The sequence below is a fragment of the Pseudomonas protegens genome (assembly GCF_013407925.2).
Taxonomy (GTDB): Bacteria; Pseudomonadota; Gammaproteobacteria; order Pseudomonadales; family Pseudomonadaceae; genus Aquipseudomonas; species Aquipseudomonas fluorescens_AP.
Window position 1 is genome coordinate 3,467,957 of sequence record NZ_CP060201.1, and the last position, 24,420, is coordinate 3,492,376.

The window sequence follows — 24,420 nt, forward strand, 5'->3', positions numbered from 1 at the left end:
ATTTGAGGCAGAATCCACGGCTGTTCCCGTCCCGGTAGCCTTTTTCATGAGCTGTAACCGTCAAATCGTCCGCAGCCTGCGTCAGCAGATTCCGTCTTTCGAGTGCGTTCCTGGTTGCCACGACTGCTGCGGCCCGGTGACCACCTCGCCGGAGGAAATGTCCCGCCTGCCACGCAAGACTGCTGCCGAGCAGGAGGCCGCCATGGACGAGCTCAACTGTGTGCACCTGGGACCCAACGGCTGCACGGTGTATGACGAGCGTCCGCTGATCTGTCGTCTGTTCGGCACCACGCCGAGCCTGCCGTGCCCCAATGGTCGGCGCCCGGTGGAGATGATCCATCCCCGGGTCGAAAAACAGATTCACGATTACATGGCCAGCAATCGCCAGGTCCTGGTCTAGCCCGCCACAGCTGGTAGGCGCCGGCTTGCCGGCGAAAGCGTCCTGGACCGGCGCCCCTTATCTCAATCCGGAATCGGCAGGCTCAGGCTCTCCTTCACCTCTTCCATGACGATGTAGCTCTTGGATTCCCGCACATGGGGCAGCTTGAGCAGGATGTCCCCCAGCAGCTTGCGGTACGACGCCATCTCCGAGATCCGCGCCTTGACCAGATAGTCGAAGTCGCCGGACACCAGATGGCACTCCAGCACGTGGGGCAGCTTCAGCACCGCCCGGCGAAATTCCTCGAAGGTATCGCCGGACTTGTAGTCCAGGCTGATCTCGACAAACACCAGCAGGCTGCCCTTCAAGTGCTGCGGGTTGAGCCGGGCGTTGTAGCCCATGATGATTCCCTCGCGCTCCAGGCGGCGCACTCGCTCGGTGCAGGGGGTGGTGGACAGTCCGACCCGCTCCCCCAGCTCGGTGAAGGAAATGCGTCCATCGGCCTGGAGAATCCGCAGGATATTGCGATCTATCTTGTCCAGGGCACGACGAGTCTGATGATTGGTGCGCATAGGGGATGCCCCTCCGTGAAAAGCGATATTGCCGAGAATTCTCGCCAAATATAGGCGGTTATATAGTGAAAATCACTGCTCAATGTTTCTTACACTGCGCCCATCTTTGCTCTGAATAACAAACGTCAGCGGTCATGCCGCGATGAGGGAAATGAAAATGCGCGTTCTGGTCTTGGGCAGTGGTGTTATCGGAACTACCAGTGCCTATTACCTGGCCCGGGCCGGGTTTGAAGTGACAGTGGTGGACCGCCAGCCGGCTGCAGCCATGGAAACCAGCTTCGCCAACGCCGGTCAGGTATCGCCGGGCTATGCCTCGCCCTGGGCAGCCCCGGGCGTGCCGCTCAAGGCCATCAAGTGGCTGCTGCAACGCCACGCGCCGCTGGCGATCAAGGCCACCGCCGATATCGATCAATACCTGTGGATGGCGCAGATGCTGCGCAACTGCACTGCCAGCCGCTATGCAGTAAACAAAGAGCGCATGGTGCGCCTGTCCGAATACAGCCGTGACTGCCTCGACGAGCTGCGGGCGGAAACCGGCATCGCCTACGAAGGCCGCAGCCTGGGTACCACCCAGCTGTTCCGCACCCAGGCGCAACTGGATGGCGCAGCCAAGGACATCGCCGTGCTCAAGGAGTCCGGCGTGCCGTTTGAACTGCTGGACCGCGAAGGCATCGCCCGGGTCGAGCCGGCCCTGGCCAGCGTCACCGATATCCTCGCCGGTGCCCTGCGCCTGCCCAACGACCAGACTGGCGACTGCCAGATCTTCACCACGCGCCTGGCGGAAATGGCCGCCAAGCTGGGTGTGGAATTCCGTTTTGGCCAGGACATTCAGCGCATCGACTTCGCCGGTGACCGGATCAATGGCGTGTGGATCGACGGCAAGCTGGAAACCGCCGACCGCTACGTGCTGGCCCTGGGCAGCTATTCGCCACAACTGCTCAAGCCGCTGGGCATCAAGGCCCCGGTGTACCCGCTCAAGGGTTACTCGCTGACCGTGCCGATCACCAACCCGGCCATGGCCCCGACTTCGACCATCCTCGACGAAACCTACAAGGTCGCGATCACCCGTTTCGACAATCGCATCCGGGTTGGCGGCATGGCTGAGATCGCCGGTTTTGACCTGTCGCTGAACCCGCGCCGGCGTGAAACGCTGGAGATGATCGTCAACGATCTCTATCCTCAGGGCGGCGATCTGTCCCAGGCCAGTTTCTGGACCGGCCTGCGTCCAACCACCCCGGACGGCACACCGATTGTTGGCTCGACGCCGTTCAAGAACCTGTTCCTCAACACCGGTCACGGCACCCTTGGCTGGACCATGGCTTGCGGTTCCGGTCGTTTGCTGGCGGATCTGATGGCCAAGAAAAAGCCGCAGATCAGCGCCGAAGGCCTCGATATTTCCCGTTATGGCAACCCTCAGGAGTCAGCTAAACATGTCAATCCAGCGCCAGCTCACCAATGAGCGCATGAGTCAGGTCGTCGTTCACAGCGGTACGGTGTATCTGTCCGGGCAGGTCGGCGATGACATGAGTGCCGGGATCGAACAGCAAACCCGGGAGACCCTGGCCAACATCGAACGTCTGCTGGACCTGGCTGGCACCGACAAAAGCAAGCTGCTGTCGGTGACCATCTACCTCAAGGACATCGATGCTCATTTCGAAGGCATGAACAGTGTCTGGGACCAGTGGCTGCCAAAAGGCGTGGCACCGGCCCGGGCCACCGTAGAAGCCAAGCTCTGCGAGCCGGAAATCCTCATTGAGCTTTCCGTGGTGGCTGCTCTGCCTTAAGCGACAAGATCCCTCTCCCGGTGCCGGTGGCGGCCAGCCGTCATCCAGCACCGGTTTTTTATTCCCCCATGACCGCCTAGAAGTCTGCCGCCATGCGTCCTGCCCGTGCCCTGATCGATCTCCAAGCCCTGCGTCACAACTACCAACTGGCCCGTGAAGTTTCGGGTGTCCGCGCCCTTGCGGTGATCAAGGCCGATGCCTACGGTCATGGCGCCGTGCGTTGCGCCCAGGCGCTGGAGGCCGAGGCCGACGGTTTTGCCGTGGCCTGCATCGAAGAGGCCCTGGAGCTGCGCGCCGCCGGTATTCGTGCGCCGATCCTGCTGCTGGAAGGTTTCTTTGAAGCCTCGGAGCTGGCGCTGATCGTCGAGCATGATTTCTGGTGCGTGGTGCATTCCCTGTGGCAGCTGGAAGCGATCGAGCAGACCGCCGTGGCCAAGCCGCTGACGGTCTGGCTCAAGCTGGATTCGGGCATGCACCGGGTTGGCCTGCATCCCAAGGACTATCAGGCGGCCTACCAGCGCCTGCAGGCCAGCGGCAAGGTCGAGAAGATTGTGCTGATGAGCCACTTCGCCCGCGCTGACGAGCTGGACTGCCCGCGCAGCAGCGAGCAGGTCGCGGTATTCGAGGCGGCGCGTCAGGGGCTGGGGGCTGAAATCAGCTTGCGCAACTCGCCGGCGGTCATGGGCTGGCCGAGCGTGCCCAGTGACTGGGTGCGTCCCGGCATCATGCTTTATGGCGCCACGCCGTTCGAAGAAAACAACTCCGTGGCCGAGCGGTTGCAGCCGGTCATGACCCTGGAATCCAAGGTGATCTGCGTGCGTGAGCTGCCCGCCGGCGAGCCGGTGGGCTACGGCGCCAAGTTCATCACCGACAAGCCGATGCGCATCGGCGTGGTCGCCATGGGTTATGCCGACGGCTATCCGCGTCATGCGCCGACCGGCACGCCGGTGCTGGTGGACGGCCAGCGCAGCCGCCTGCTGGGCCGCGTATCCATGGATATGCTGTGTGTCGACCTGACGGATGTACCGCAGGCCGGGCTGGGTTCCAGCGTGGAATTGTGGGGCAAGAACATCCTCGCCAGCGAGGTTGCCCTGGCCGCCGGGACCATCCCTTATCAGCTGTTCTGCAACCTGCGCCGGGTGCCCCTGGTGTACCGCGAAGGCTGAGATTACGCGGCCTGTACCGAAAGTCGCCTGCCTTTGGGGGAATCGGGACCAAGTGTTGTAAATACTGAACGCTGTCGCCATGATAACGCTCAATTACAACAACGCCTGATTCCCGCCTAGGAGGCTGCCGCATTGGACGTCGGTGAACGACTGCAATCCATCCGTAAACTGAAAGGTCTTTCCCAGCGTGAGCTCGCCAAGCGTGCGGGCGTCACCAACAGCACCATTTCAATGATCGAAAAGAACAGCGTCAGTCCTTCGATCAGCTCGCTGCGAAAGGTGCTGGGTGGCATTCCCATGTCCATGGTCGAGTTCTTTTCCGAGGAAATCCTCCAGGAAACGCCTTCTCAGATCGTCTACAAGGCTCATGAACTGATCGACATCTCCGATGGCGCGGTCACCATGAAGCTGGTGGGCCGCGCTCATCCGAGCCGCGCCATTGCCTTCCTCAACGAGATCTATCCGCCGGGAGCCGACACGGGCGAAGAGATGCTCACCCATGACGGCGAAGAAACCGGGATTCTTCTCGAAGGCCGCCTGGAGCTGGTGGTGGGGCTGGAAACCTTTGTCCTCGAAGCCGGTGACAGCTACTACTTTGAGAGTACGAAGCCGCATCGTTTCCGTAATCCGTTCGATGTTCCGGCGCGACTAATCAGCGCAGCCACTCCGGCGAACTTCTAGCTCAAGAGGCGTCCTGCAAGGCTTGCAGTGCAGCTCCAGCGACATTTTGCCGCGAATAAGACCCCTTCGACTTTGGGGTTGTTTCAGTGTGGCGGGCTAACCGTTATACTTTCGCCCGCCTGCGAAACCGTGGCCGCAGGCGTGACTAGCCACCATTGAGGGTGTACGCGTGAACCTAATTATGAAAATGCTGGCCGCACCAGCAACCGTATTGGCCCTTTGGGCAGTCAGCGCTCAAGCTGCGACTAATGACGACATTGCCAAGCGCCTTGAGCCTGTCGGCCAGGTCTGCGTCCAGGGGCAGGAATGCAAGGGTATGGAAGTGGCCACCGCTGCCGGCGGTGGTGGTGGCGCGAAGTCCCCGGATGACGTGATTGCCAAGCACTGCAACGCTTGCCACGGCACTGGCCTGTTGGGCGCACCGAAAATCGGTGACACCGCGGCCTGGAAAGAGCGCGCCGATCACCAGGGCGGCCTCGACGGCATCCTGGCCAAGGCCATCACCGGGATCAACGCCATGCCGCCTAAGGGCACCTGCGCCGACTGCACCGATGACGAGCTCAAAGGCGCGATCCAGAAGATGTCCGGTTTGAAATAAGCCGCCATCTGCAGCGAAAAAGCCGCTTAAGAGCGGCTTTTTTGTGGGCGCAATTCGCCTTGCGCACTGTTCAATGCAGCAAACTCCCGGCAAGCTCGGTCCAACCTCAATTCATGGACGGTCCCCGGAGGGTCAGATGCTGCAATCCTGTTCTATCGAGCATGCGGTAGATGAAGTGCTTGCCCGTTTGCCGCAACACATTCATATGGGCATGCCCCTGGGTCTGGGCAAACCCAACCGTTTCGCCAACGCCCTGTACCGGCGCATTGCCCAGTTGCCGGAGCGCCAGCTGACCATCTACACCGCCTTGAGCCTGGGCCGTCCGGCCCTGGGCGACGGTTTGCAGAAGCGTTTTCTCGAGCCCTTTGTCGAGCGGGTATTCGGCGATTACCCGGAACTGGACTTTCTCGCCGATCTGCATCGCGACAGCCTGCCGGCGAACATTCGTGTCCAGCAGTTCTTCATGCAGCCCGGCAGCCTGTTGCACAGCGACCTGGCGCAGCAGGACTACGTCAGTAGCAACTACAGCCACGCCGCCCGGGACATCAACGCCGCCGGCCTGAACCTGGTGGCGCAACTGCTGGCCCGCGACCCGCACCACCCCGAACGCCTGAGCCTGAGCTGTAACCCGGACATCACCCTCGACCTGCTGCCGATGATCGCCAAGCGCCGTGCGGCGGGGGAGACCATCCTGATCCTCGGCCAGGTCCACAGCGACCTGCCGTACATGCCGGGGGACAGCGAAATCGACGCCGCGGATCTGGACCTGCTGATCGACGCCGAAGAACGCAGCACCCTGTTCTCCACGCCGAACATGCCGGTGGGCATTCAGGATCATTGCATCGGCCTGCATGCCAGCACCCTGGTGCGCGACGGCGGCACCTTGCAGATCGGCATCGGCTCCATGGGCGACGCGCTGACCGCAGCCTTGCTGGCGCGGCAGGCCGACAACCAAGGGTATCGCGCGCTGCTGGCGGATCTGCAGGTGGACCACTGGCAGGCGCTGATCGACCGCGAGGGCGGCGTCGAGCCCTTTGCCCAGGGGCTCTATGGTTGCAGCGAAATGTTCGTCAACGGCCTGCTGGCCCTGGCGGATGCCGGGATTGTGCGGCGCAAGGTCTACCCGACGCTGGAGCTGCAACGGCAAGCCAATGCCGGCACCCTGGACCCGACGACAGCGTCTGGCGGGGTGTCGATCCACGGTGGATTCTTCCTTGGGCCGCGCAGTTTCTATCAGCGTCTGCGGGAGCTGCCCAAGCCCAAACTGGCGGAGTTCAACATGACCGCCATCAGCTTCATCAACGAGCTGTATGGCCATGAAGAGCTCAAGCGCCTGCAACGCCGGGATGCGCGATTTATCAACAGCGCCTTCACCATGACCCTGATGGGCGCCGCCGTGTCCGATCAGTTGCAGGGCGGGAAGGTGCTCAGCGGTGTCGGCGGGCAGTACAACTTCGTTGCCCAGGGCCATGCTTTGGCGGATGCCCGCTCGGTGCTGATCCTGCGCAGCTGGCGCGAATCCGCGGGCGAGGTCAGTTCCAATATTGTCTGGGAGTACAGCCATTGCACCATCCCGCGCCACCTGCGGGACATCGTGATCACCGAGTACGGCATTGCTGATCTGCGGGGTAAAACGGATGCGAAAGTGATCGAGGCGCTGCTCAATATCAGCGATTCACGCTTTCAGCCGGGGTTGATTGAGCAGGCGCAGAAAGCCGGAAAGCTGCCGAAGGACTTTCGTCTGGATCCGCGTTTCACCGACAACAGCCCACAGCGTTTACAGAGGATTCAGGCGCGTCACAGCCAGCTGTTTCCGGAGTATCCGCTGGGCAGCGACTTCAGCGCCGAGGAGCGTGATCTGCTGCGGGCGCTGAACTGGCTCAAGAGCAAGTTCAAGCTCAGCGAGATCCTTGAGCTGGGCAAGGCGGCACTCGATGCGCCGGAGCCTGAGGCATTTGCGGCGCACCTTGAACGCATGGGGCTGGAGCAGCCCGATGGCCTGCGCGAGGAGCTGTACCAGCGATTCCTGCTGGCCGGGCTGCAGGCCACTTCGCCAACACTGTCGTAGGAGCCGGCTTGCCGGCGAATGGGCCATCAAGTCTTGCATTGCTCTGAAGGGCGCCTTCGCTGGCAAGTCAGCTCCTACACAAGCCAGCTTCTACGCAGGGCTGGCGGGCGGGATTACTCGATGAAGGTGACCACGCCGCCGGCCAGGGATTTGACCCGGGCCAGGGATTCCACGCGGTAGCCCTGGGCGTCCAGTTCGGCGCGGCCGCCCTGGAACGATTTTTCGATCACGATGCCCAGGCCGGCCACGGTGGCACCGGCCTGCTTGATGATCGAGATCAGCGCCTGGGACGCCTTACCGTTGGCCAGGAAGTCGTCGATGATCAGCACGCGGTCGCTGCTGGTCAGATGCCGTGGCGAGATGGCCACGGTGCTTTCCACCTGTTTGGTGAAGGAGTACACGGTGGCCGACAGCAGGTTCTCGGTCAGGGTCAGGGACTGGTGCTTGCGGGCGAAGATCACCGGCACGCCCAGGTTCAGGCCGGTCATGATGGCTGGGGCAATCCCCGAGGCTTCGATGGTGACGATCTTGGTGATGCCCGAATCCTTGAACAGCGTGGCGAATTCGTCGCCGATCAGCTTCATCAACTGCGGGTCGATCTGATGGTTCAGAAAGGCGTCGACTTTCAGTACTTGATCGGAAAGCACGATGCCTTCTTCGCGAATTTTCTTGTGCAGTGCTTCCACGGAGCTTCCTCAAATAGCGCCAGTTGCGCCAAAGGTCAGTTAAAAATAGTCGATTTTAGCGCTTTAACATCGCGCGTATATCCGCCAAAGCGCTATTGCCGCGAACGGCTTTGACTTCGGTCGGCGTGTCGTCGTTGCCTTCCCAGGCCAGATCGTCCGGGGGCAGTTCATCGAGGAAGCGGCTGGGCGCGCAGTCGATGATTTCACCGTATTGCTTGCGCTTGGCGGCGAAGGTGAAGGCCAGGGTCTGGCGGGCGCGGGTAATGCCCACGTAGGCCAGGCGCCGTTCTTCCTCGATGGTGTCGGCTTCGATACTGGAGCGGTGCGGGAGGATTTCCTCTTCCATGCCCATGATGAACACGTAGGGAAATTCCAGGCCCTTGGACGCATGCAAGGTCATCATCTGGACGCCCTCGGCGCCTTCTTCCTCTTCCTGCTGACGTTCCAGCATGTCGCGCAGGACCAGCTTGCCGATGGCATCCTCGACGGTCATTTCGCCGTCTTCGTCTTTTTCCAGGGTGTTCTTCAAGGCCTCGATCAGGAACCAGACGTTACCCATCCGGTAGTCCGCGGCCTTGTCGCTGGAGCTGTTGGTGCGCAGCCAGTTCTCGTAGTCGATGTCCATGACCATGCTGCGCAGGGCGGAGATCGGGTCTTCGCCGGCGCATTGTTCACGGACCCGGTCCATGAAGCGCTTGAAGCGCGCCAGGCGATCGGTGAAGCGGCTGTCCAGGTGCTCGCCCAGGCCGATTTCATCGGTGGCGGCGTACATCGAGATCTTGCGTTCGGTGGCGTAGTTGCCGAGTTTTTCCAGGGTCGTGGAGCCGATTTCCCGGCGCGGCACGTTGATCACCCGGAGGAAGGCGTTGTCGTCGTCCGGGTTCACGATCAGGCGGAAGTAGGCCATCAGATCCTTGACTTCCTGGCGTCCGAAGAAGCTGTTACCGCCGGACAGGCGATAGGGCACCTGGTGGTGCTGCAGCTTCAGTTCGATCAGCTTGGCCTGGTAGTTGCCCCGGTAAAGAATGGCGAAATCGCTGTAGGGCCGGTCGGTGCGCAGGTGCAGGCTGAGGATTTCCATGGCCACTCGCTCGGCCTCGGCCTCTTCGTTGCGGCAGCGGATCACGCGGATCTCGTCGCCGTGGCCCATCTCGCTCCACAGCTGCTTTTCGAACTCGTGAGGGTTGTTGGAGATCAGCACGTTGGCGCAGCGCAGGATGCGGCTGGTGGAGCGGTAGTTCTGCTCCAGCATCACCACTTTCAGGGACGGGTAGTCGTCCTTGAGCAGCATCAGGTTTTCCGGGCGCGCGCCGCGCCAGGCGTAGATCGACTGGTCGTCGTCGCCCACCACGGTGAACTGGTTGCGCTTGCCGATGAGCATTTTCACCAGCAGGTACTGGCTGGCGTTGGTGTCCTGGTATTCGTCCACCAGCAGGTAGCGGACCTTGTTCTGCCATTTTTCCAGGATGTCGGCGTGTTCTTCGAACAGCTTCACCGGCAGCAGGATCAGGTCGTCGAAGTCCACCGCGTTGAACGCCTTGAGCGTGCGCTGGTAGTGGGTGTAGACGATGGCTGCGGTCTGTTCCTTGGGGTTGCGCGCGTTTTCCAGGGCTTGGGCCGGCAGGATCAGGTCGTTCTTCCACGAGCCGATCATGTTCTTGATCTCGTCGACGCCGTCGTCCCCGGAATACTCCTTTTGCATGATGTCGGTCATCAGCGCCTTGACGTCGGCTTCGTCGAAGATCGAGAAGCCCGGCTTGTAGCCCAGCCGCGCATGCTCCTTGCGGATGATGTTCAGGCCCAGGTTGTGGAAGGTCGACACGGTCAGGCCGCGGCCTTCGCCGGCGCGCAGCAGGGTGCCGACCCGTTCCTTCATTTCTCGCGCGGCCTTGTTGGTAAAGGTCATGGCGACAATGTATTGGGCGCGGATACCGCAGTTCTGGATCAGGTGCGCGATCTTGCGGGTGATCACGCTGGTCTTGCCGGAGCCTGCACCGGCGAGCACCAAAAGAGGGCCGCCGACATAGTTCACGGCTTCTTGCTGCCGGGGATTGAGTCGGGACATGACGGTAGAAGGAGGTCGGTTGCGAAAAGGGCGGGCATTTTAACAGGCTGGACGGATTCTGCTGCTGTCTCCGACTTGTGACGTACAACGCGATCTAAATTTGCCGGTTTTGATACTTTCCCTCAGGATGCTTGCCGAATATGCGCCTAATGTTCGAGTTAGAGCGGTACAAGAAATTGCGTATGATAATCAATATCAATTGTTATTGCTTATTCGTGCCCCATAATGCCCGCCGCCAACTTATTTTGCAGAGTCTAGGGAGCTAGCTTGTCTAAGCCTGTCGAACCCTTGCGTTTGCTGCTACTGGCTGAAGAGCCAGTATGGACAGCGTTGTTGCGCGAGTGTGTCGCTCCGTTGGGAGACTCGGTGGTATTGATCAGCGCTCCCAGCTGGGAGTCGGTCAGCCGTTTGTTTGAAGACGACCGCAATGCGGTCCTGTTGACCCCTGCGCAACTGCAGCCCGGCCCCGGGCGTTGCAGCCTGCCCACCATTCTGTTGCTGGACCAGGAGCCCGAAGTGGCCCCGGTGGGCGTCAGCGACTGGCTGGTGGGTTCCTGCCTGAGCACCGATGCCTTGCGCCGCTGCCTGCGCCACGTGCGCGAACGCGGTGTGCTGGAAACGACCCTGCAGCGCCTGGCCGAGCAGGACCCCCTGACCGGCATCGCCAACCGCCAGGGCTTCCAGACCCTGCTGGCTGCGCGTCTGGCGGAAAACGACGGTCGCGGCCTGGCCCTGGGGCATCTGGACCTGGACAACTTCCGCCACGCCAATGACGCCCTCGGTCATCAGGCCGGCGACCGGCTGATCCTGCAGGTGGTCTCGCGGCTCAAGAGCCAATTGGAGGCCGGAGATCAACTGGCCCGCCTGGGCAGCGACGAATTCGCCTTGCTCATCGACACCCGCCGCGCACCGCAGCGCGCCGAGTGGATGGCCGAGCGCATCATCGAAGCCATGGCCGAACCCTACTGGGTCGACGGCGAAAGCCTGTTGATCGGCTGCAGCCTGGGGATTGCCCATGCCCGGGCCAATGCCGGCGCCGACCCCTTGATGTGGCATGCGCACATCGCCATGCAACAGGCCAAGAGCACCCAGGGCTGCACCTTTCATATCTTCAACGAGCGGATCAACCGCAATGCCCGCAGCCTCGCCGACCTGGAAAGCGAACTGCGCCGGGCCTTGCGCCGTGACGAGCTGGAGCTGCACTACCAGCCGCGGCTGAACCTGCACGACGGCAAGATCGTCGGCCTCGAGGCCCTGGTGCGCTGGCGCCACGGCGAGCGCGGCTTGCTGCCCCCCAGCGAGTTCGTGCCTCTGGCCGAGCAGAGCGGGCTGATCGTGCCCCTGGGTTACTGGGTGATTTCCCGCGCGCTGCGGGACATGCAGGCGCTGCGCGAGCGCGGGCTGCCGCCGCTGCACATGGCGGTCAACCTGTCGTTCCGCCAGTTCCAGGACAGTCAGTTGCTCTCGACCCTGAGCCGGCTGATTGCCGAACGCGGCGTCGAGGCGCAGTGGCTGGAGTTCGAACTGACGGAAACCGCCGTGATGCGCCGCAGCGACCTGGTGAAGCAGACCATGGATGCCCTCGGGCGCCTGGGGGTGCGTTTTTCCCTGGACGACTTCGGCACCGGTTTCTCTTCCTTTGTCCACCTCAACAGCCTGCCGATCACCCTGCTCAAGGTCGACCGGAGCTTTGTCGGCGGCATGGAGCAGCGAGAAGAGAACCGCAAGCTGGTGCACGCGATGATCAACCTGGCCCACAACCTCAACCTGGACGTGGTCGCCGAAGGCGTGGAAACCGCGGAGCAACTGGCGCTGCTGCGGGGCTTTGGCTGCGACCAGGTCCAGGGCTACCTGATCAGCAAGCCGTTGCCCCTGGCGCAACTGATGGAGTACCTGACCTTCGGTAGCAGCCAGCAGTCGCTGCAGGAAGGCTTGCTGTAAGCGACTGCTAGCGGTGCTGTTCCGCCGCCATGGGCGGCGGGATCAGCTCCCCGTCAATCGGCGCCGCTGGCTTGAACGTTCATCGCCGCTGCCACGGGCTCGCGCTTGATCATGCGACGCATCCGCCACTCGAACGCCAGGGTCAGGCTGATGGCCGCGCAGGCCAGGCCCAGGGCCAGTCCCCACCACACGCCGGTCGGTCCCCAGCCCAGGGTAAAGGCCATCAGCCAGGCCGCAGGCGCGCCGATCAGCCAATAGCAGCCCAGGCCCACCAGGAAGGTGGTCTTGGCATCCTTGAGGCCGCGGATCGCGCCCATGGCGATGGTCTGGGTGCCATCGAACAGCTCGAACCAGGCCGCCACCGCCAACAAGCTCACCGCCAGTTGAATCACCTCGGCGAAGGCCGGGTCGTTGTGATCGAGGAACAGCCCGATCAGCTGGTTGGGCAGCAGCCAGAAAATCATCGCGAACCCCAGCATCGCCACCGCGCCGAAGGCGATGCCGACCCGTCCGGCCAGCCTTGCATCCAGCAGTTGTCCGGCACCGTAGTGCTGGCCGATGCGCATGGTGATGGCGTAGGAGATGCCCGCCGGCACCATGAACGCCACCGAGACGATCTGCAGGGCGATCTGGTGCGCCGCCAACTGGGTGCTGCCCATGGTGCCCATGCACAGCGCGGCGAAGGCGAACAACCCGACTTCCACCGCATAGGTGCCGCCGATGGGCAGGCCCAGGCGCCACAGTTCCCGCAGATAGTGGGTGTTCAGCCGGGCCAGGCCCTGGCGCAACGGGTACGCGGCGTAGGCTGGATGGCGCTTGATGTGCCAGGCCAGGGCCAGGGCCATGCAGTTGGCGACGATGGCGGTCACCAGGCCGATGCCCATCAGGCCGAGTTTCGGCAGGCCGAACATGCCGGTGATCAATGCATAGTTGAGCAGGAAGTTGGCCACCGTCCCCGCCAGGCTGATGACCATCACCGGCGTCGCCCGGCCGATGGCGCTGGTAAAGCCGCGCAGGGCCATGAAGCTCAGGTAGCCGGGCAGGGCGAATGGCAGGATCAGCAGGAACTGGCCGGCCGCCTCGACGTTGCTGGGGGTCTGGCCGAACAGCAACAACAGCGGTTTGAGGTTCCACAGCAGCAGGCCGGCGACCAGGGCCATGATCCAGGCCAGCCACAGCCCGGCCTGGGTCAGACGCGCAGCACCTTCGATGTCGCCGGCGCCCTGACGAATCGCCACCAGGGTGCCTACCGCGGCAATCACGCCGATGCAGAAAATCGAGACGAAGGAATAGCTGGCCGCTCCCAGGCCACCGCCAGCCAGGGCTTGCGGGCTGAGGCGGGCCATCATCAGGGTGTCGGTGAGGACCATCAGCATGTGTGCCAGCTGGGAGGCGATCAGCGGCCCCGCTAGCCGCAGGATGGCCCAGAGTTCGGTGCGTGCTGGATGCTGCATGGTCATCAGGCTCGATTCTTCAAAAGTCGGTAAGAGCGCTGATTCTCGGCGCTCGCAGCGCATAGCACAAAAGGATAAAAATACTCGCTGGCATGATAAAAACTCATGCGAAGCCCTTTCCTGCCCGCGTGGCGCCCTGGTGTTGTCCGGAGTCCATCCATGTCTCGTCGTCTGCCTCCCCTGTATGCCCTGCGCGCCTTTGAAGCGGCGGCCCGCCACAGCTCGTTCACCCGTGCCGCCGAAGAACTGTCGATTACCCAGAGCGCCGTCAGCCGGCATATCCGCACCCTGGAGGAACACTTCGCCTGCCGACTGTTCCAGCGCAGCGGGCGCAACCTGCAACTGACCGAGGCGGCGCGCCTGCTGTTGCCGGGCATTCGCGAAGGTTTCGGCGCGCTGGAGCGGGCCTGCAATACCCTGCGGGCCGAAGACGGCATCCTGCGCATGAAGGCGCCCTCGACCCTGACCATGCGCTGGTTGCTGGCGCGCCTCAGCCGCTTTCGCCACCTGCAGCCGGGCAATGAGGTACAGCTCACCAGTGCCTGGATGGACGTGGATTCGGTGGATTTCAACCAGGAGCCCTTCGACTGCGCGGTGCTGCTGAGCAATGGCCACTTTCCTCCGGACTGGGAAGCCAGCTACCTGTTCCCCGAGCTGCTGATCCCGGTGGGGGCGCCGAACCTGCTCAACGACCAGCCCTGGGACGTGGCGCGGCTGGCCGCCACCGAACTCTTGCACCCCACCCCGGACCGCCGTGACTGGCGCAGCTGGCTGGAGCATATGGGCCTGACCGACCAGGTATCGCTCAAGGGCGGGCAGGTGTTCGACACCCTGGAACTGGGGATGATCGCGGCGGCGCGGGGGTATGGCGTATCCATGGGCGATTTGCTGATGGTGGCCGAAGATGTGGCCCAGGGCCGCCTGAGCCTGCCCTGGCCGACAGCGGTGGCCAGTGGCCTGAACTACTACCTGGTCTGGCCCAAGACCCGGCCCGGAGGGGAACGGTTGCGGCGCCTCAGCGATTTTCTCCAGGGCGAGGTCCAGGCCATGCAACTGCCCGAGGTAGAGCGCTTCGGCTGAAACGATGCAGTGCCCGGCCGGCGGGCGCGCGCGGATATCCTTGCAAGGCGCTCAAGTATTTGCGGGCGCCGCCGAATCCATGGGTTATGGAACCAGCGTTCAGGAAGGTCCTAAATTACTAAAAATCCTAGAATTATTACCGCCGAGCGTGCTGACCAATCAGGATGATCCGCCTTCTCGGCAAGGAGCCATCATGTCCCAACCCCGTGCCCGCATAGCCTCCCAGCTAGGGCTTGCCCTCGCCCTGATACTTGCCCTGGTCATCAGTGGCAGCACCCTGTTTGCCCTGCGCTCCCTGGACTCGGCGAACCTCGATACCCGGGAAGAACACCTGGCCAGCGAGGCGCGGTTGTTGGCGGACCAGCTCAACACCTTCCACGGCAGCCTGCGCGAGAGCACCCAGCGCCTCAGTGGCCTGTTCGAAAACCGTTTCAGCAGCGGCCTGAGTCTGCATCCCGAGCAGCCGGTGAATGTGGCCGGAGTGCAGACCCCGGGCCTGCACCTGGGGGACGTGGTGCTGAACAACAACTTCGAGGAAGTGGACGAGTTCAAGCAGATGACCGCCGGGGTGGCGACCCTGTTCGTGCGCAGCGGCGACGATTTCATCCGGGTCAGCACCTCCTTGAGCAAGCAGGACGGCAGCCGGGCCATCGGCACCTTGCTCGACCATGGCCACCCGGCCTACCAGAAGCTCATGGCGGGCCAGGGTTATGTCGGCCGCGCCGTGCTCTTCGAACGCTTCTACATGACCCAGTACACCCCGGTCTTGGCTCGCGACGGCAAGGTCATCGCCGTGCTGTTCGTCGGTTTCGACTACACCGATGCGCAGAATGCCCAGTTCGCCAATCTCAAGCGTTTCCGCATTGGCCAGAGCGGCTCCCTGGCCTTGCTTGATGAGCAGAACAAGTGGCTGGTGCCACCGGCCGGCGTGCAGGCGCTGGAGCCGGCGGCGCAGATCATGGCGGCGGCCGCCAAGGAACCGGGCAAGGGGCGTTTCTGGAGTGACCAGGGCGAGGACTTCTACAGCCTGGCGGTGCCGTTCGAGGGCGGCCCCTGGTCGGTGGTGGCCAGCATGCCCAAGGCGGAGATCCGCGCGGTGACCTGGAGCGTGGGGATTCGCCTGGTGATCGGCAGCCTGCTGGCGATGCTGCTGGCGGTGGGGGCCACGGTCTGGCTGCTGCGCAGCAAGCTGGCGCCCTTGGGCGATCTGGTGCGCCAGGCCCAGGCCCTGGGCGGCGGCGACCTGAGCGCGCGGCTGAATGTCTCCAGCCATGACGAAATCGGCCAGCTGGCCCGCAGTTTCAACCAGATGGGCGAAGCCCTGTCGACCATGGTCGAGCACATTCGCCGTTCCGCCGCCGAGGTCAATGGCCGCGCCCAGGCCTTGTCAGGCCTGTCCAGCGGCGCCTATGAAGGGATGGAGCAACAGTCCGGCGAGATCACCAGCATGGCCGGGGCGGTGGAGGAGTTCAGCGCCACTTCGCTGAATATTGCCGACAACATGGGCAGCACCCAGCGTCTGGCCCAGGACAACGCCCAGCAGACCCACATCGGCCGCGAGTCCATGGAACAGGCATCGGCGTCCCTGGAGCAGATTGCCGGGGCCCTCAACAGCACGGCCACGGTGATCAATACCCTGGGCCAGCGTTCCCAGGAGATTGGCGGGATTGTCGGGGTGATCACCGCGATTGCCGATCAGACCAACCTGCTGGCCCTCAACGCCGCCATCGAGGCCGCGCGTGCCGGCGAGCAGGGGCGCGGGTTTGCCGTGGTCGCCGATGAGGTGCGCAACCTGGCGTCGCGCACCCGCGAGGCCACCGATGAAATCTCGCAGATGATCAACAGCATCCAGCAGGAAACCGGCAACGCCATCGAAACCATGGAGCAGGGCAACCGCTTGATGCAGGAAGGCTTGTCGCGCAACGCCAACGTCGCCTCGGCCCTGGCCCTGATCGACGAGCAGAGCCGCAGCGCCGGCGAGCAGTTCGCCGCCATCACCACCGCGACTCAGGAACAGAGCAGCACCGCCACGGTGCTCAGCAGCAATCTGCAGAGCATTGCCCAGGCCAACAGCGAGCAGCGTGAAGTGGTGTCCAACCTGGCACTCACCGCCCGTGAGCTGGAAACCCTGGCCGCGGACTTGCGCCGGGAAGTCGACCGCTTCCGCTGATCCGGCCCAGTCGACGGCCGCGAGGCTCAGTGAGGCGCGGTCGACTCAGCCAGGCCCGGATCGACGCGCTTGCCGATATCCCGCAGGCGCGCCAGCTGGTCGACCATGGTGGGCGCCTCATCGACGCTGCTGACGAAGGTCCACAGGTAAGTCATCACCGCATACACGTGGCCGGCCTTGACCTCGGGCGCCAGCGCCAGCTGGCTGATGGCGATGACGAACAGCAGCGCCGCCACCGCGCCAAGGAACAGATAGGCTGCCGCTTCCCGGTCCGAGAGGCCGATGCGCAGCCGCGACAGCAGGCGATAGTGGCGCTGTAGCGAGACGGCGCCGACCTTGGCCACCAGGCCGATTTCCTTTTCCAGCCGGTCGTTCAGGCGTTCGTGCAGTTGCTGGTTACGCCGGGCAAAACGCGGCAGCAGGGTCACGCACAGCAACAGCGCCGTGAGGCAGGCGAGGCCGATCCAGGGTTCGATCACCAGCAGCATCACCGCCGCCCCGACGATCGACACCAGGGCCGTGGCGATGGTCGGCACGTGCTTTTCGAAGAAATCGACGAATTCCCGGGCCAGCACTACCCGCGCCGCGGCGGTGGACGTGTCTTGTTGTTGCAGGCGCTGGTTGAGGATCACCGGCACCGCAAGGTCGGCGTAGATGCGGGTGAATGTGCGGGTGTCGACCGCCCGCCGTGCCGCCCCTACCACCCAGAAACCCAGCACCACCAGGGCGTAGATCAGCGCATGGGCGGCGTCGCCGCGCAGGATCGAGTCCACGGCGAAGCCGGCGAACAGCGGATAGGCCAGCAGCAGGGCGTTCTCCAGGGCCACCAGGGACAAGGTGCCGAACAGCTTGCCCGGGTAGGCCCTGGCTATGGCCTTGAGGGTCTGGCCGGCGGACTGTTGGCCGATTTTCTGCGTTGGATCCACGACGGTGAGTGGGCTGACGGCGGGCATGAGTGCACCACAAGAATGATTGGGGTTAGTATTGAGCGACTGCTCAATTATCTTTGAGCGATCGCTCAAAATGCAAGCGCCGTCCATCCCGGCGCCAAGAGGCCCGATTGCCCATGTCGCGTAACGACCGTAAAGACCAGATCATCCAGGCCGCCCTGGAATTATTTCGCAGCAAGGGTTTCGCCGAGGTTTCCACCCGGGACCTGGCCGAGCATGCCGGCCTGTCCCGCAGCCACGTCTATCACTACTTCAGTGATTGGAAAGAGTTGCGCCGCGAAGCCTTCGTGCATTTCGCCAATGAGCAATTGGAGGCGGTGGGCGGGCCCCTGCGCGGTGCCGCGCCGATGGACGCCTTGCAAGGCTTTATCCGTGACTGCCTGCCCGATTGTGCCGAAGACGGCTGGGCGTTATGGCTCGATGCCTGGGACGAAGCCATGCACGACGCCGAACTGGCCGAAACCTACCTGAGGATCAACGGCCAGTGGCAGGCAATGCTGGCAAGCATCATTGCCGATGGCGTCGAGGCCGGGGTGTTTCGCTGCGCCAGCCCCCAGCGCGCGGCCCGGCAGTTGTTTGCTCAGACCATGGGTTACGCCGATGACCTGCTGCTGCGAGCGTCCCCCGAGTCGGCCCGGGCAGCGTTGCAGGAAGTCATGGAAGTGGCGGGCCTGCTGCTGGGGTTCGAGGGCTGAAGGGGAAAACCGAGGGGATGGATTTGTGCGCGCAATCGGGTATTTGCAGCTTGCTGAAACGATTCTTCAGCGCTATAAAAACCGCACAACTCCAATAAAGGCATCCCTTCCATGACATCCCTCAAACTGCTGGTCACCCTCGGCGCGCTGACCGCCGCCTCCCACGCCATGGCCTGGGACTATGTACTGCTCGACACCGACAAGGCCGCTGAAAACCTGCACATCACCAGCGAGCAGCTGGGGCTGAAGACCGCGCAACCCTTTTCCGTGACCTTGCGCACCTTGCATGGCGGTCGTCAGGAAGGGGTCAGCATCGTCGATATCGACAATGGCCAGATGAAGCTTTCGCTGGTGCCGACCCGAGGCATGAATGTGCTGCAGGCCTCGGTGGGCGACGTGCGCCTGGGGTGGGATTCGCCGGTCAAGGAAGTGGTCAATCCAGCGTTTATCGAACTCAACGGCCGCGGTGGCCTGGGCTGGCTGGAGGGCTTCAACGAGCTGGTGACGCGCTGCGGTTACGAGTGGGTCGGGCACCCGGGCATGGACAACGGCGAGTTGCTGACCCTGCACGGCCGCGCCGCGAACATTCCGGCCAGCAAGGTCACCCTGCACATCGACGAACAGCCGCCCTATGCGATTCATCTGCGGGGCGAGCTCAAGGAGCAGGCGTTCAAGAAGGTCGACTTCAGCGTGGCCACCGAGCTGGTCACCGAGCCGGGCAGCACCAGCTTTACCCTCAACGATCGCCTGACCAACAACGGCGATTATGCGAAGGAATACCAGGCGCTGTACCACAGCAACTTCAGCACGCCATTCCTTGAGCAGGGGGCAAAATTTGCCGCGCCAGTGAAGCAGGTGTCGCCGTTCAACGACAAGGCCAAGGCCGATCTGGGGGATTGGCAGACCTATCGCGGCCCGACCCGAGACTATGACGAAACCGTGTACAACGTGGTGCCTTATGCCGATGCCCAGGGCCAGACCCTGGCGGTGCTGCACAACAAGGCGGGTAGCCTCGGGGTGTCCCTGGGCTTCAACACCCGGCAGTTGCCGGTGTTCTCGCTGTGGAAAAACACCGACACCCAGGGTCAGGGCTATGTGACCGGCTTGGAGCCGGGCACCAGTTTTTCCTACAACCGTCGTTATCAACGTCCGCTGAATCTGGTGCCGACGATTGGTCCCAAGGAGCAGCGGGAGTTTCAGATCCGCTACAGCCTGTTGGCGGACAAGGTCGCGGTGGACAACGCCTTGAATCGTGTCAGTCAGATCCAGCAAGGGCGTCAGACCGAAGTGCGGCCAACGCCGCTGGTGGATCTGTCCAAGGAGTAAGCCTTCAATCGGCGCCGGGACGATAGTGCAGCGCCTCGGCCAGGTGGTCGCGGCTGATGCTCGCGGCCTGCTCCAGATCGGCCAGGGTCCTGGCCACCTTGAGCAGGCGGTGAGCGGCGCGCAACGACAGGTTCAAGCGTTCGCAGGCCGCTTCCAGCCAGTGCGCATCGGCGGTGGATAACTGGCAATGGCGGCGCAGGCCGGGCAGGTCGAGAAAGGCATTGGCGCAGCCCTGGCGCTGGCCTTGCAGCTGGCGCGCCCGAGCGACTTTGGCGGTGGCTGCGGCGCTGTTGTCGCCTGGTTGTGGCTCGGGGTTGAGGGCGGTGGCTTCGCGGGCCACGGTCAGGTGCAGGTCGATGCGATCGAGCAGCGGGCCGGACAGCTTGTTGCGATAGCGCTGGATCTGTTCCGGCGTGCACCGGCAGCGTCCGCTGGGGTCGCCAAGATAGCCACAGGGGCACGGGTTCATCGCCGCGACCAGTTGGAAGCGGGCCGGGAACTGCACCCGGTCGCGGGCCCGGGAGATGACGATCTGCCCGGATTCCATGGGCTCGCGCAGGACCTCCAGAACCTTGCGATCGAATTCCGGCAGCTCATCGAGAAACAGCACGCCGTGATGGGCCAGGGTGATTTCCCCGGGTTGGGGTTTGGAGCCACCGCCGACCAGCGCCGCCCCCGAAGCCGAATGGTGAGGCTGGCGAAATGGTCGTTGCGGCCAGTGGCGCAGCGGCGTGTGGCTGGTCACCGATTGAATCGCCGCCACTTCCAGGGCCTCGTCTTCCTGCAAGGGGGGCAGCAGGCCGGGCAGGCGGCTGGCCAGCAGGGTCTTGCCGGTGCCTGGCGGGCCGCTGAACAGTAGGTTGTGGGCGCCGGCCGCGGCAATCAGCAAGGCGCGCTTGGCGGCGAGCTGGCCCTGCACTTCGCGAAGATCGGGGTAGGCGGCGTGGCTTTGTGTCAGGCCGTCGCTGACATAAGGCGCTATCGGCGCGTGGCCGTTGAAATGGGCCACGGCTTCCAGCAGATGCTCGATGGCGATCACCTCCAGGCCGCTGGCCAGGCAGGCTTCTTCGGCATTGGCGCGGGGCACCAGCAGGGTGCGCCCGGCGTCGCGTGCCGCCAGTGCGGCAGGGAGCACGCCGCGCACCGCGCGTACAGCCCCGGACAGCGCCAGTTCCCCCAGGCATTCGATGTTGTCCAGGGCCAGCGCCGGCACCTGCACACTGGCGGCGAGGATGCCCAGGGCGATGGCCAGGTCGAAGCGCCCGCCGTCCTTGGGCAGGTCCGCCGGGGCCAGGTTGAGGGTGATGCGTCGCGCTGGGAAATTGAACCCTGCATTGAGAATGGCGCTGCGCACCCGGTCCTTGCTTTCCTTGACCGCGGCTTCCGGCAGGCCCACCAGGGTCAGGCTTGGCAGGCCATTGGCCAGGTGCACTTCAACACTGACCGCCGGTGCCTGCACGCCGACCTGGGCGCGGCTGTGGATGATCGCCAGGGACATGGGGAGTTCTTCCTTGAGACGGCGCAACCGCTTCCTGCGGCGCTGCTGCAAGGATAGATGAGGGGGGTGACGGGAGAGGCGCCGCAATGGGCACAGGATATGTCGCCGAAGCTGCGGCCTTGGCTGGCCGGTCGGCTCCTGCGGCACGGGGCTTCAGGAGCCGGCTTGCCGGCGAATCAGTTGTTCAGCTCAGTCTTGCGCCGGATTCAGCCGCGCTTCCAGCTCCGCCACTTTGGCTTCGAGGCTTTCCAGGCGTGCGCGGGTGCGGGCCAGGACCACCATCTGGCTGTCGAATTCTTCCCGGCTGACCAGGTCGAGCTTGCTGAAGCCGCTTTGCAGCAGGGCCTTGAACTGGCTTTCGATTTCGTTGCGGGGCAGGGGCGTGTCACCGCTGAGCAAACGCGAAGCGTGGCCGCTCAGGGCATCGAGAAGGTCTTTGGGCGCGAGCATGGGAGAGTCCTGAATTGCAGTCGGCCCGCAGTGTATCACGCAGCAGCAACGCTCCAGGCGAGCCTGGGTTGCACGTTTTTTGCGCATCCGGCCGGGCGCCGACGCACTGTTTTTGTGCGTATCCCGGGCCTGGTTTTCAGCCATTCGCCGTCAGCGTCGGGCAAAGGACTGAAATCACTGATTTTTCCCGAGCTGGCAAGCTTTCTGCTTAGACCCTAGTGACCCATGCACTGAAGCAGTCGCTGTGACGAATGCAGTGCGGCAGCCTGCGCGGGGAGTGTTTCGTCAGACAGCGGTTAGCTGGCGTCGGTCGGGCTGAGGAAGGCCGACGGTGCGTTACAAAGCCAGGCACTGCGCTTAGACTTGAGTCGGGTTTGTTTTCCTGGGGCAAGTCCACCAATTCGGGAGAGAGTTTCATGAAGCTAGTCACTGCCATCATCAAGCCGTTCAAGTTGGACGACGTGCGCGAGTCGCTGTCCGAAATCGGCGTGCAGGGCATTACCGTTACTGAGGTCAAAGGCTTCGGCCGGCAGAAGGGTCACACCGAGCTGTATCGCGGTGCGGAGTACGTGGTGGATTTTCTGCCCAAGGTGAAGATCGATGTCGCCATTGACGACAAGGATCTTGACCGGGTTATCGAAGCGATAACCAAGGCCGCCAACACCGGCAAGATCGGTGACGGCAAGATCTTCGTGGTCAATCTGGAACAGGCTATTCGCATCCGTACCGGCGAAACCGATACCGACGCCATCTAAGCCGCCAAACCCAACGCCCCAGGAGAAAACAATATGACTCTGCGTAAATTCGCGGGGCTAGGAGCCCTGTTGTCCCTCGTAATGCCTGGCCTGGCCTTGGCGGCAGATCCAGTGCCCCCTCCAGTGCTCAATTCCGGCGACACCGCGTGGATGCTGACCTCCACGGCCCTGGTGCTGTTCATGACCATTCCCGGGCTGGCGCTGTTCTACGGCGGCATGGTGCGTTCGAAAAACATTCTTTCCGTGATGATGCAGTGCTTCGCCATCACCGGTCTGGTCACTGTCCTGTGGTTCATCTATGGCTACAGCATGGCGTTCGATACCACCGGGATGGAAGCTGGCGTCGTCAATCTCAATTCCTTCGTGGGCGGCTTGTCCAAGGCCTTCCTGGCGGGTATCACTCCGGCCAGCCTGACCGGCCCGACGGCGTTGTTCCCTGAGGCGGTGTTCGTCACCTTCCAGATGACCTTCGCCATCATCACGCCGGCGCTGATCGTCGGTGCCTTCGCCGAGCGGATGAAGTTCTCCGCGATGCTGATCTTCATGGGCGTCTGGTTCACCCTGGTGTACGCACCAATCGCGCACATGGTCTGGAGCGGTCCGGGTTCTTTGCTGGGCGACTGGGGCGTGCTGGACTTCGCCGGCGGCACCGTGGTCCACATCAACGCCGGTATCGCGGGCCTGGTGGCCTGTCTGGTGCTGGGCAAGCGTAAAGGCTTCCCCACCACGCCGATGGCGCCGCACAACCTGGGCTACACCCTGATGGGCGCGGCCATGCTGTGGGTCGGTTGGTTCGGTTTCAACGCCGGTTCCGCGGCTGCCGCCAACGGCACCGCCGGCATGGCCATGCTGGTCACGCAGATCGCCACCGCTGCCGCCGCCCTGGGCTGGATGTTTGCCGAGTGGATGACCCACGGCAAGCCAAGCGCGCTGGGCATCGCTTCGGGCGTGGTGGCCGGCCTGGTCGCCATCACTCCGGCTGCCGGCACCGTGGGCCCGATGGGCGCCCTGATCATTGGCCTGGCGGCCGGTGTGGTGTGCTTCTTCTGCGCCACCAGCCTCAAGCGCAAGCTGGGTTATGACGACTCCCTGGATGCCTTCGGCGTTCACGGCATCGGCGGTATTCTCGGAGCGATCCTCACTGGCGTGTTCGCCGCACCGTCCCTGGGCGGCTTCGGCACCGTCACCGATATCGCGGCACAGGTCTGGATCCAGGCCAAGGGCGTCGGCTTCACGGTGATCTACACCGCGATCGTGACCTTCATCATCCTCAAGGTCCTGGATGCGGTCATGGGGCTGCGTGTCACCGAGGAAGAAGAGGCGGTCGGCCTCGACCTGGCACAACACAACGAGCGTGGTTACAACCTGTAATCGCGTGGGGAAAAAAGCCCGGCTCCGGCCGGGCATTTTTTTGCCTGACGTTTGTCATTGAAAAAGGCTGAAAGGATTTTCTGACAAGCATTGGCGTGTTTGCCGTGGCGATTTCCAGCAGGACAAATGCTTACACTAAAGCAGGATTATTCGGCGCTTTGTTTTTTCACTGAGCGCGCTAGAATGCGCGCCGAAGCGTGGAGATCGGTATGTGGCAGCAGACCCTGATTACCCTGCGGGCCAGGCCCCGGGGCTTTCACCTGGTGACGGACGAGTTGCTCGCCGGCCTGCCCGAGTTGAGGGCGTGTCGGGTTGGTCTGCTGCATTTGTGGCTGCAACATACCTCGGCCTCGTTGACCATCAACGAGAACGCCGATCCGGCGGTCCGGCGTGACTTCGAGCGTTTCTTCAACACCCTGGTGCCTCAAGGCATGGCCGGGTACGAACATAACGACGAAGGCGAAGACGACCTTCCGGCGCACTTCAAGGCCAGTTTGCTAGGCTGTCAGCTGACTTTGCCGGTAGCGGCGGGGCGCTTGGCGCTAGGCACCTGGCAAGGTGTTTATCTGGGCGAGCATCGCGATCATGGCGGTGCTCGCAAAGTCCTTGCCACCCTGCAGGGTGATGGGGCATAAGCCGCTGAGTATCAGTGGACGTTGATTTTTTTCCGGCGGCCTTCGACAGTCGGCGCAGCTGGGCTATAACTAATCTGCTTTTCGCAAGTCATGAGG

At 63.2% G+C, this 24,420-nt stretch carries 22 protein-coding genes; 15 read left to right on the top strand and 7 right to left on the bottom strand.

The genetic code is table 11. The features are described 5' to 3' along the window. Positions 1–46 precede the first annotated feature (46 nt). Positions 47–400, top strand: a complete 354-nt coding sequence (locus GGI48_RS15985; protein WP_016968065.1) for a YkgJ family cysteine cluster protein — start codon at positions 47–49, stop codon at positions 398–400. A gap of 62 nt (positions 401–462) precedes the next feature. On the opposite strand, the gene GGI48_RS15990 is transcribed toward GGI48_RS15985, so the two are convergent. Further along, positions 463–951 (bottom strand): Lrp/AsnC ligand binding domain-containing protein, encoded by a 489-nt coding sequence (locus GGI48_RS15990; RefSeq protein WP_011064210.1) that lies wholly within the window; start codon positions 949–951, stop codon positions 463–465. A 157-nt stretch (positions 952–1,108) separates the two neighbouring features. On the opposite strand from GGI48_RS15990, the gene dadA reads away from it, so the two are divergent. From dadA to GGI48_RS16020, 6 genes are all read left to right on the top strand, one after another. Beyond that, a complete protein-coding gene (dadA, locus tag GGI48_RS15995; RefSeq protein ID WP_016968066.1) occupies positions 1,109–2,410 on the top strand; it encodes a D-amino acid dehydrogenase in 1,302 nt (433 codons plus the stop codon). Beyond that, positions 2,382–2,735 carry a RidA family protein gene (locus tag GGI48_RS16000; RefSeq protein ID WP_179599112.1) on the top strand — a complete coding sequence of 118 codons (354 nt, stop codon included), beginning with the start codon at positions 2,382–2,384 and terminating at the stop codon, positions 2,733–2,735. The genes dadA and GGI48_RS16000 overlap by 29 nt, the downstream gene beginning before the upstream one ends. Before the next feature lie 92 nt (positions 2,736–2,827). After that, complete coding sequence (alr, locus tag GGI48_RS16005; protein WP_179599114.1) at positions 2,828–3,901, top strand: alanine racemase; 1,074 nt, start codon at positions 2,828–2,830, stop codon at positions 3,899–3,901. Positions 3,902–4,033: 132 nt separating this feature from the next. Continuing rightward, complete coding sequence (locus GGI48_RS16010; RefSeq protein ID WP_015637462.1) at positions 4,034–4,582, top strand: cupin domain-containing protein; 549 nt, start codon at positions 4,034–4,036, stop codon at positions 4,580–4,582. 181 nt (positions 4,583–4,763) lie between these two features. Continuing rightward, positions 4,764–5,180, top strand: coding sequence for a c-type cytochrome (locus GGI48_RS16015; RefSeq protein ID WP_085057543.1), 417 nt, complete (start codon positions 4,764–4,766; stop codon positions 5,178–5,180). A 136-nt stretch (positions 5,181–5,316) separates the two neighbouring features. Further along, positions 5,317–7,248: an acetyl-CoA hydrolase/transferase family protein gene (locus GGI48_RS16020; protein ID WP_179599116.1), complete on the top strand. Its 1,932-nt coding sequence runs from the start codon at positions 5,317–5,319 to the stop codon at positions 7,246–7,248. A 113-nt stretch (positions 7,249–7,361) separates the two neighbouring features. Here the strand turns inward: GGI48_RS16020 and GGI48_RS16025 are convergent, their stop codons facing one another. Both GGI48_RS16025 and rep read right to left on the bottom strand, forming a co-directional pair. Continuing rightward, the gene (locus GGI48_RS16025) at positions 7,362–7,934 is read right to left on the bottom strand and encodes a xanthine phosphoribosyltransferase (protein WP_016968070.1); all 573 of its coding nucleotides are present in this window, start codon (positions 7,932–7,934) and stop codon (positions 7,362–7,364) included. Positions 7,935–7,989: 55 nt separating this feature from the next. Next, positions 7,990–9,999, bottom strand: a complete 2,010-nt coding sequence (gene rep / locus GGI48_RS16030; protein ID WP_179599118.1) for a DNA helicase Rep — start codon at positions 9,997–9,999, stop codon at positions 7,990–7,992. Positions 10,000–10,266: 267 nt separating this feature from the next. On the opposite strand from rep, the gene GGI48_RS16035 reads away from it, so the two are divergent. Next, positions 10,267–11,940 carry a bifunctional diguanylate cyclase/phosphodiesterase gene (locus GGI48_RS16035; protein ID WP_179599120.1) on the top strand — a complete coding sequence of 558 codons (1,674 nt, stop codon included), beginning with the start codon at positions 10,267–10,269 and terminating at the stop codon, positions 11,938–11,940. A gap of 53 nt (positions 11,941–11,993) precedes the next feature. Here GGI48_RS16035 and GGI48_RS16040 read toward each other — a convergent pair whose 3' ends face one another. Then, positions 11,994–13,394 (bottom strand): NorM family multidrug efflux MATE transporter, encoded by a 1,401-nt coding sequence (locus tag GGI48_RS16040; protein ID WP_179599122.1) that lies wholly within the window; start codon positions 13,392–13,394, stop codon positions 11,994–11,996. A 159-nt stretch (positions 13,395–13,553) separates the two neighbouring features. Between GGI48_RS16040 and GGI48_RS16045 the strand changes: the two genes are divergently transcribed. Further along, entirely contained in the window at positions 13,554–14,474 is a 921-nt protein-coding gene (locus GGI48_RS16045) for a LysR substrate-binding domain-containing protein (protein ID WP_179599123.1), read from the top strand. A gap of 193 nt (positions 14,475–14,667) precedes the next feature. Beyond that, positions 14,668–16,644 carry a methyl-accepting chemotaxis protein gene (locus GGI48_RS16050; RefSeq protein WP_179599125.1) on the top strand — a complete coding sequence of 659 codons (1,977 nt, stop codon included), beginning with the start codon at positions 14,668–14,670 and terminating at the stop codon, positions 16,642–16,644. Between the two features lie 26 nt (positions 16,645–16,670). Here GGI48_RS16050 and GGI48_RS16055 read toward each other — a convergent pair whose 3' ends face one another. After that, a complete protein-coding gene (locus GGI48_RS16055) occupies positions 16,671–17,684 on the bottom strand; it encodes an ABC transporter six-transmembrane domain-containing protein (RefSeq protein WP_016967110.1) in 1,014 nt (337 codons plus the stop codon). 26 nt (positions 17,685–17,710) lie between these two features. Here GGI48_RS16055 and GGI48_RS16060 point away from each other — a divergent pair, with 26 nt between their 5' ends. Both GGI48_RS16060 and GGI48_RS16065 read left to right on the top strand, forming a co-directional pair. Continuing rightward, complete coding sequence (locus GGI48_RS16060) at positions 17,711–18,289, top strand: TetR/AcrR family transcriptional regulator (RefSeq protein ID WP_179599127.1); 579 nt, start codon at positions 17,711–17,713, stop codon at positions 18,287–18,289. Between the two features lie 111 nt (positions 18,290–18,400). Beyond that, positions 18,401–19,615, top strand: coding sequence for an aldose 1-epimerase family protein (locus GGI48_RS16065; protein ID WP_179599129.1), 1,215 nt, complete (start codon positions 18,401–18,403; stop codon positions 19,613–19,615). A 4-nt stretch (positions 19,616–19,619) separates the two neighbouring features. On the opposite strand, the gene GGI48_RS16070 is transcribed toward GGI48_RS16065, so the two are convergent. Both GGI48_RS16070 and GGI48_RS16075 read right to left on the bottom strand, forming a co-directional pair. Further along, positions 19,620–21,113 (bottom strand): YifB family Mg chelatase-like AAA ATPase, encoded by a 1,494-nt coding sequence (locus tag GGI48_RS16070; RefSeq protein ID WP_047306600.1) that lies wholly within the window; start codon positions 21,111–21,113, stop codon positions 19,620–19,622. 189 nt (positions 21,114–21,302) lie between these two features. Further along, on the bottom strand, positions 21,303–21,563 hold the full coding sequence (locus GGI48_RS16075; RefSeq protein ID WP_016965457.1) for an accessory factor UbiK family protein: 261 nt from the start codon (positions 21,561–21,563) through the stop codon (positions 21,303–21,305). A gap of 416 nt (positions 21,564–21,979) precedes the next feature. Between GGI48_RS16075 and glnK the strand changes: the two genes are divergently transcribed. The 3 genes from glnK (at position 21,980) to GGI48_RS16090 (ending at position 24,324) form a co-directional block, all read left to right on the top strand. Continuing rightward, entirely contained in the window at positions 21,980–22,318 is a 339-nt protein-coding gene (gene glnK, locus GGI48_RS16080; protein ID WP_002555808.1) for a P-II family nitrogen regulator, read from the top strand. A gap of 33 nt (positions 22,319–22,351) precedes the next feature. Beyond that, entirely contained in the window at positions 22,352–23,689 is a 1,338-nt protein-coding gene (locus GGI48_RS16085; protein WP_047306599.1) for an ammonium transporter, read from the top strand. Positions 23,690–23,898: 209 nt separating this feature from the next. After that, complete coding sequence (locus tag GGI48_RS16090; protein WP_047306598.1) at positions 23,899–24,324, top strand: secondary thiamine-phosphate synthase enzyme YjbQ; 426 nt, start codon at positions 23,899–23,901, stop codon at positions 24,322–24,324. Positions 24,325–24,420 lie beyond the last annotated feature (96 nt).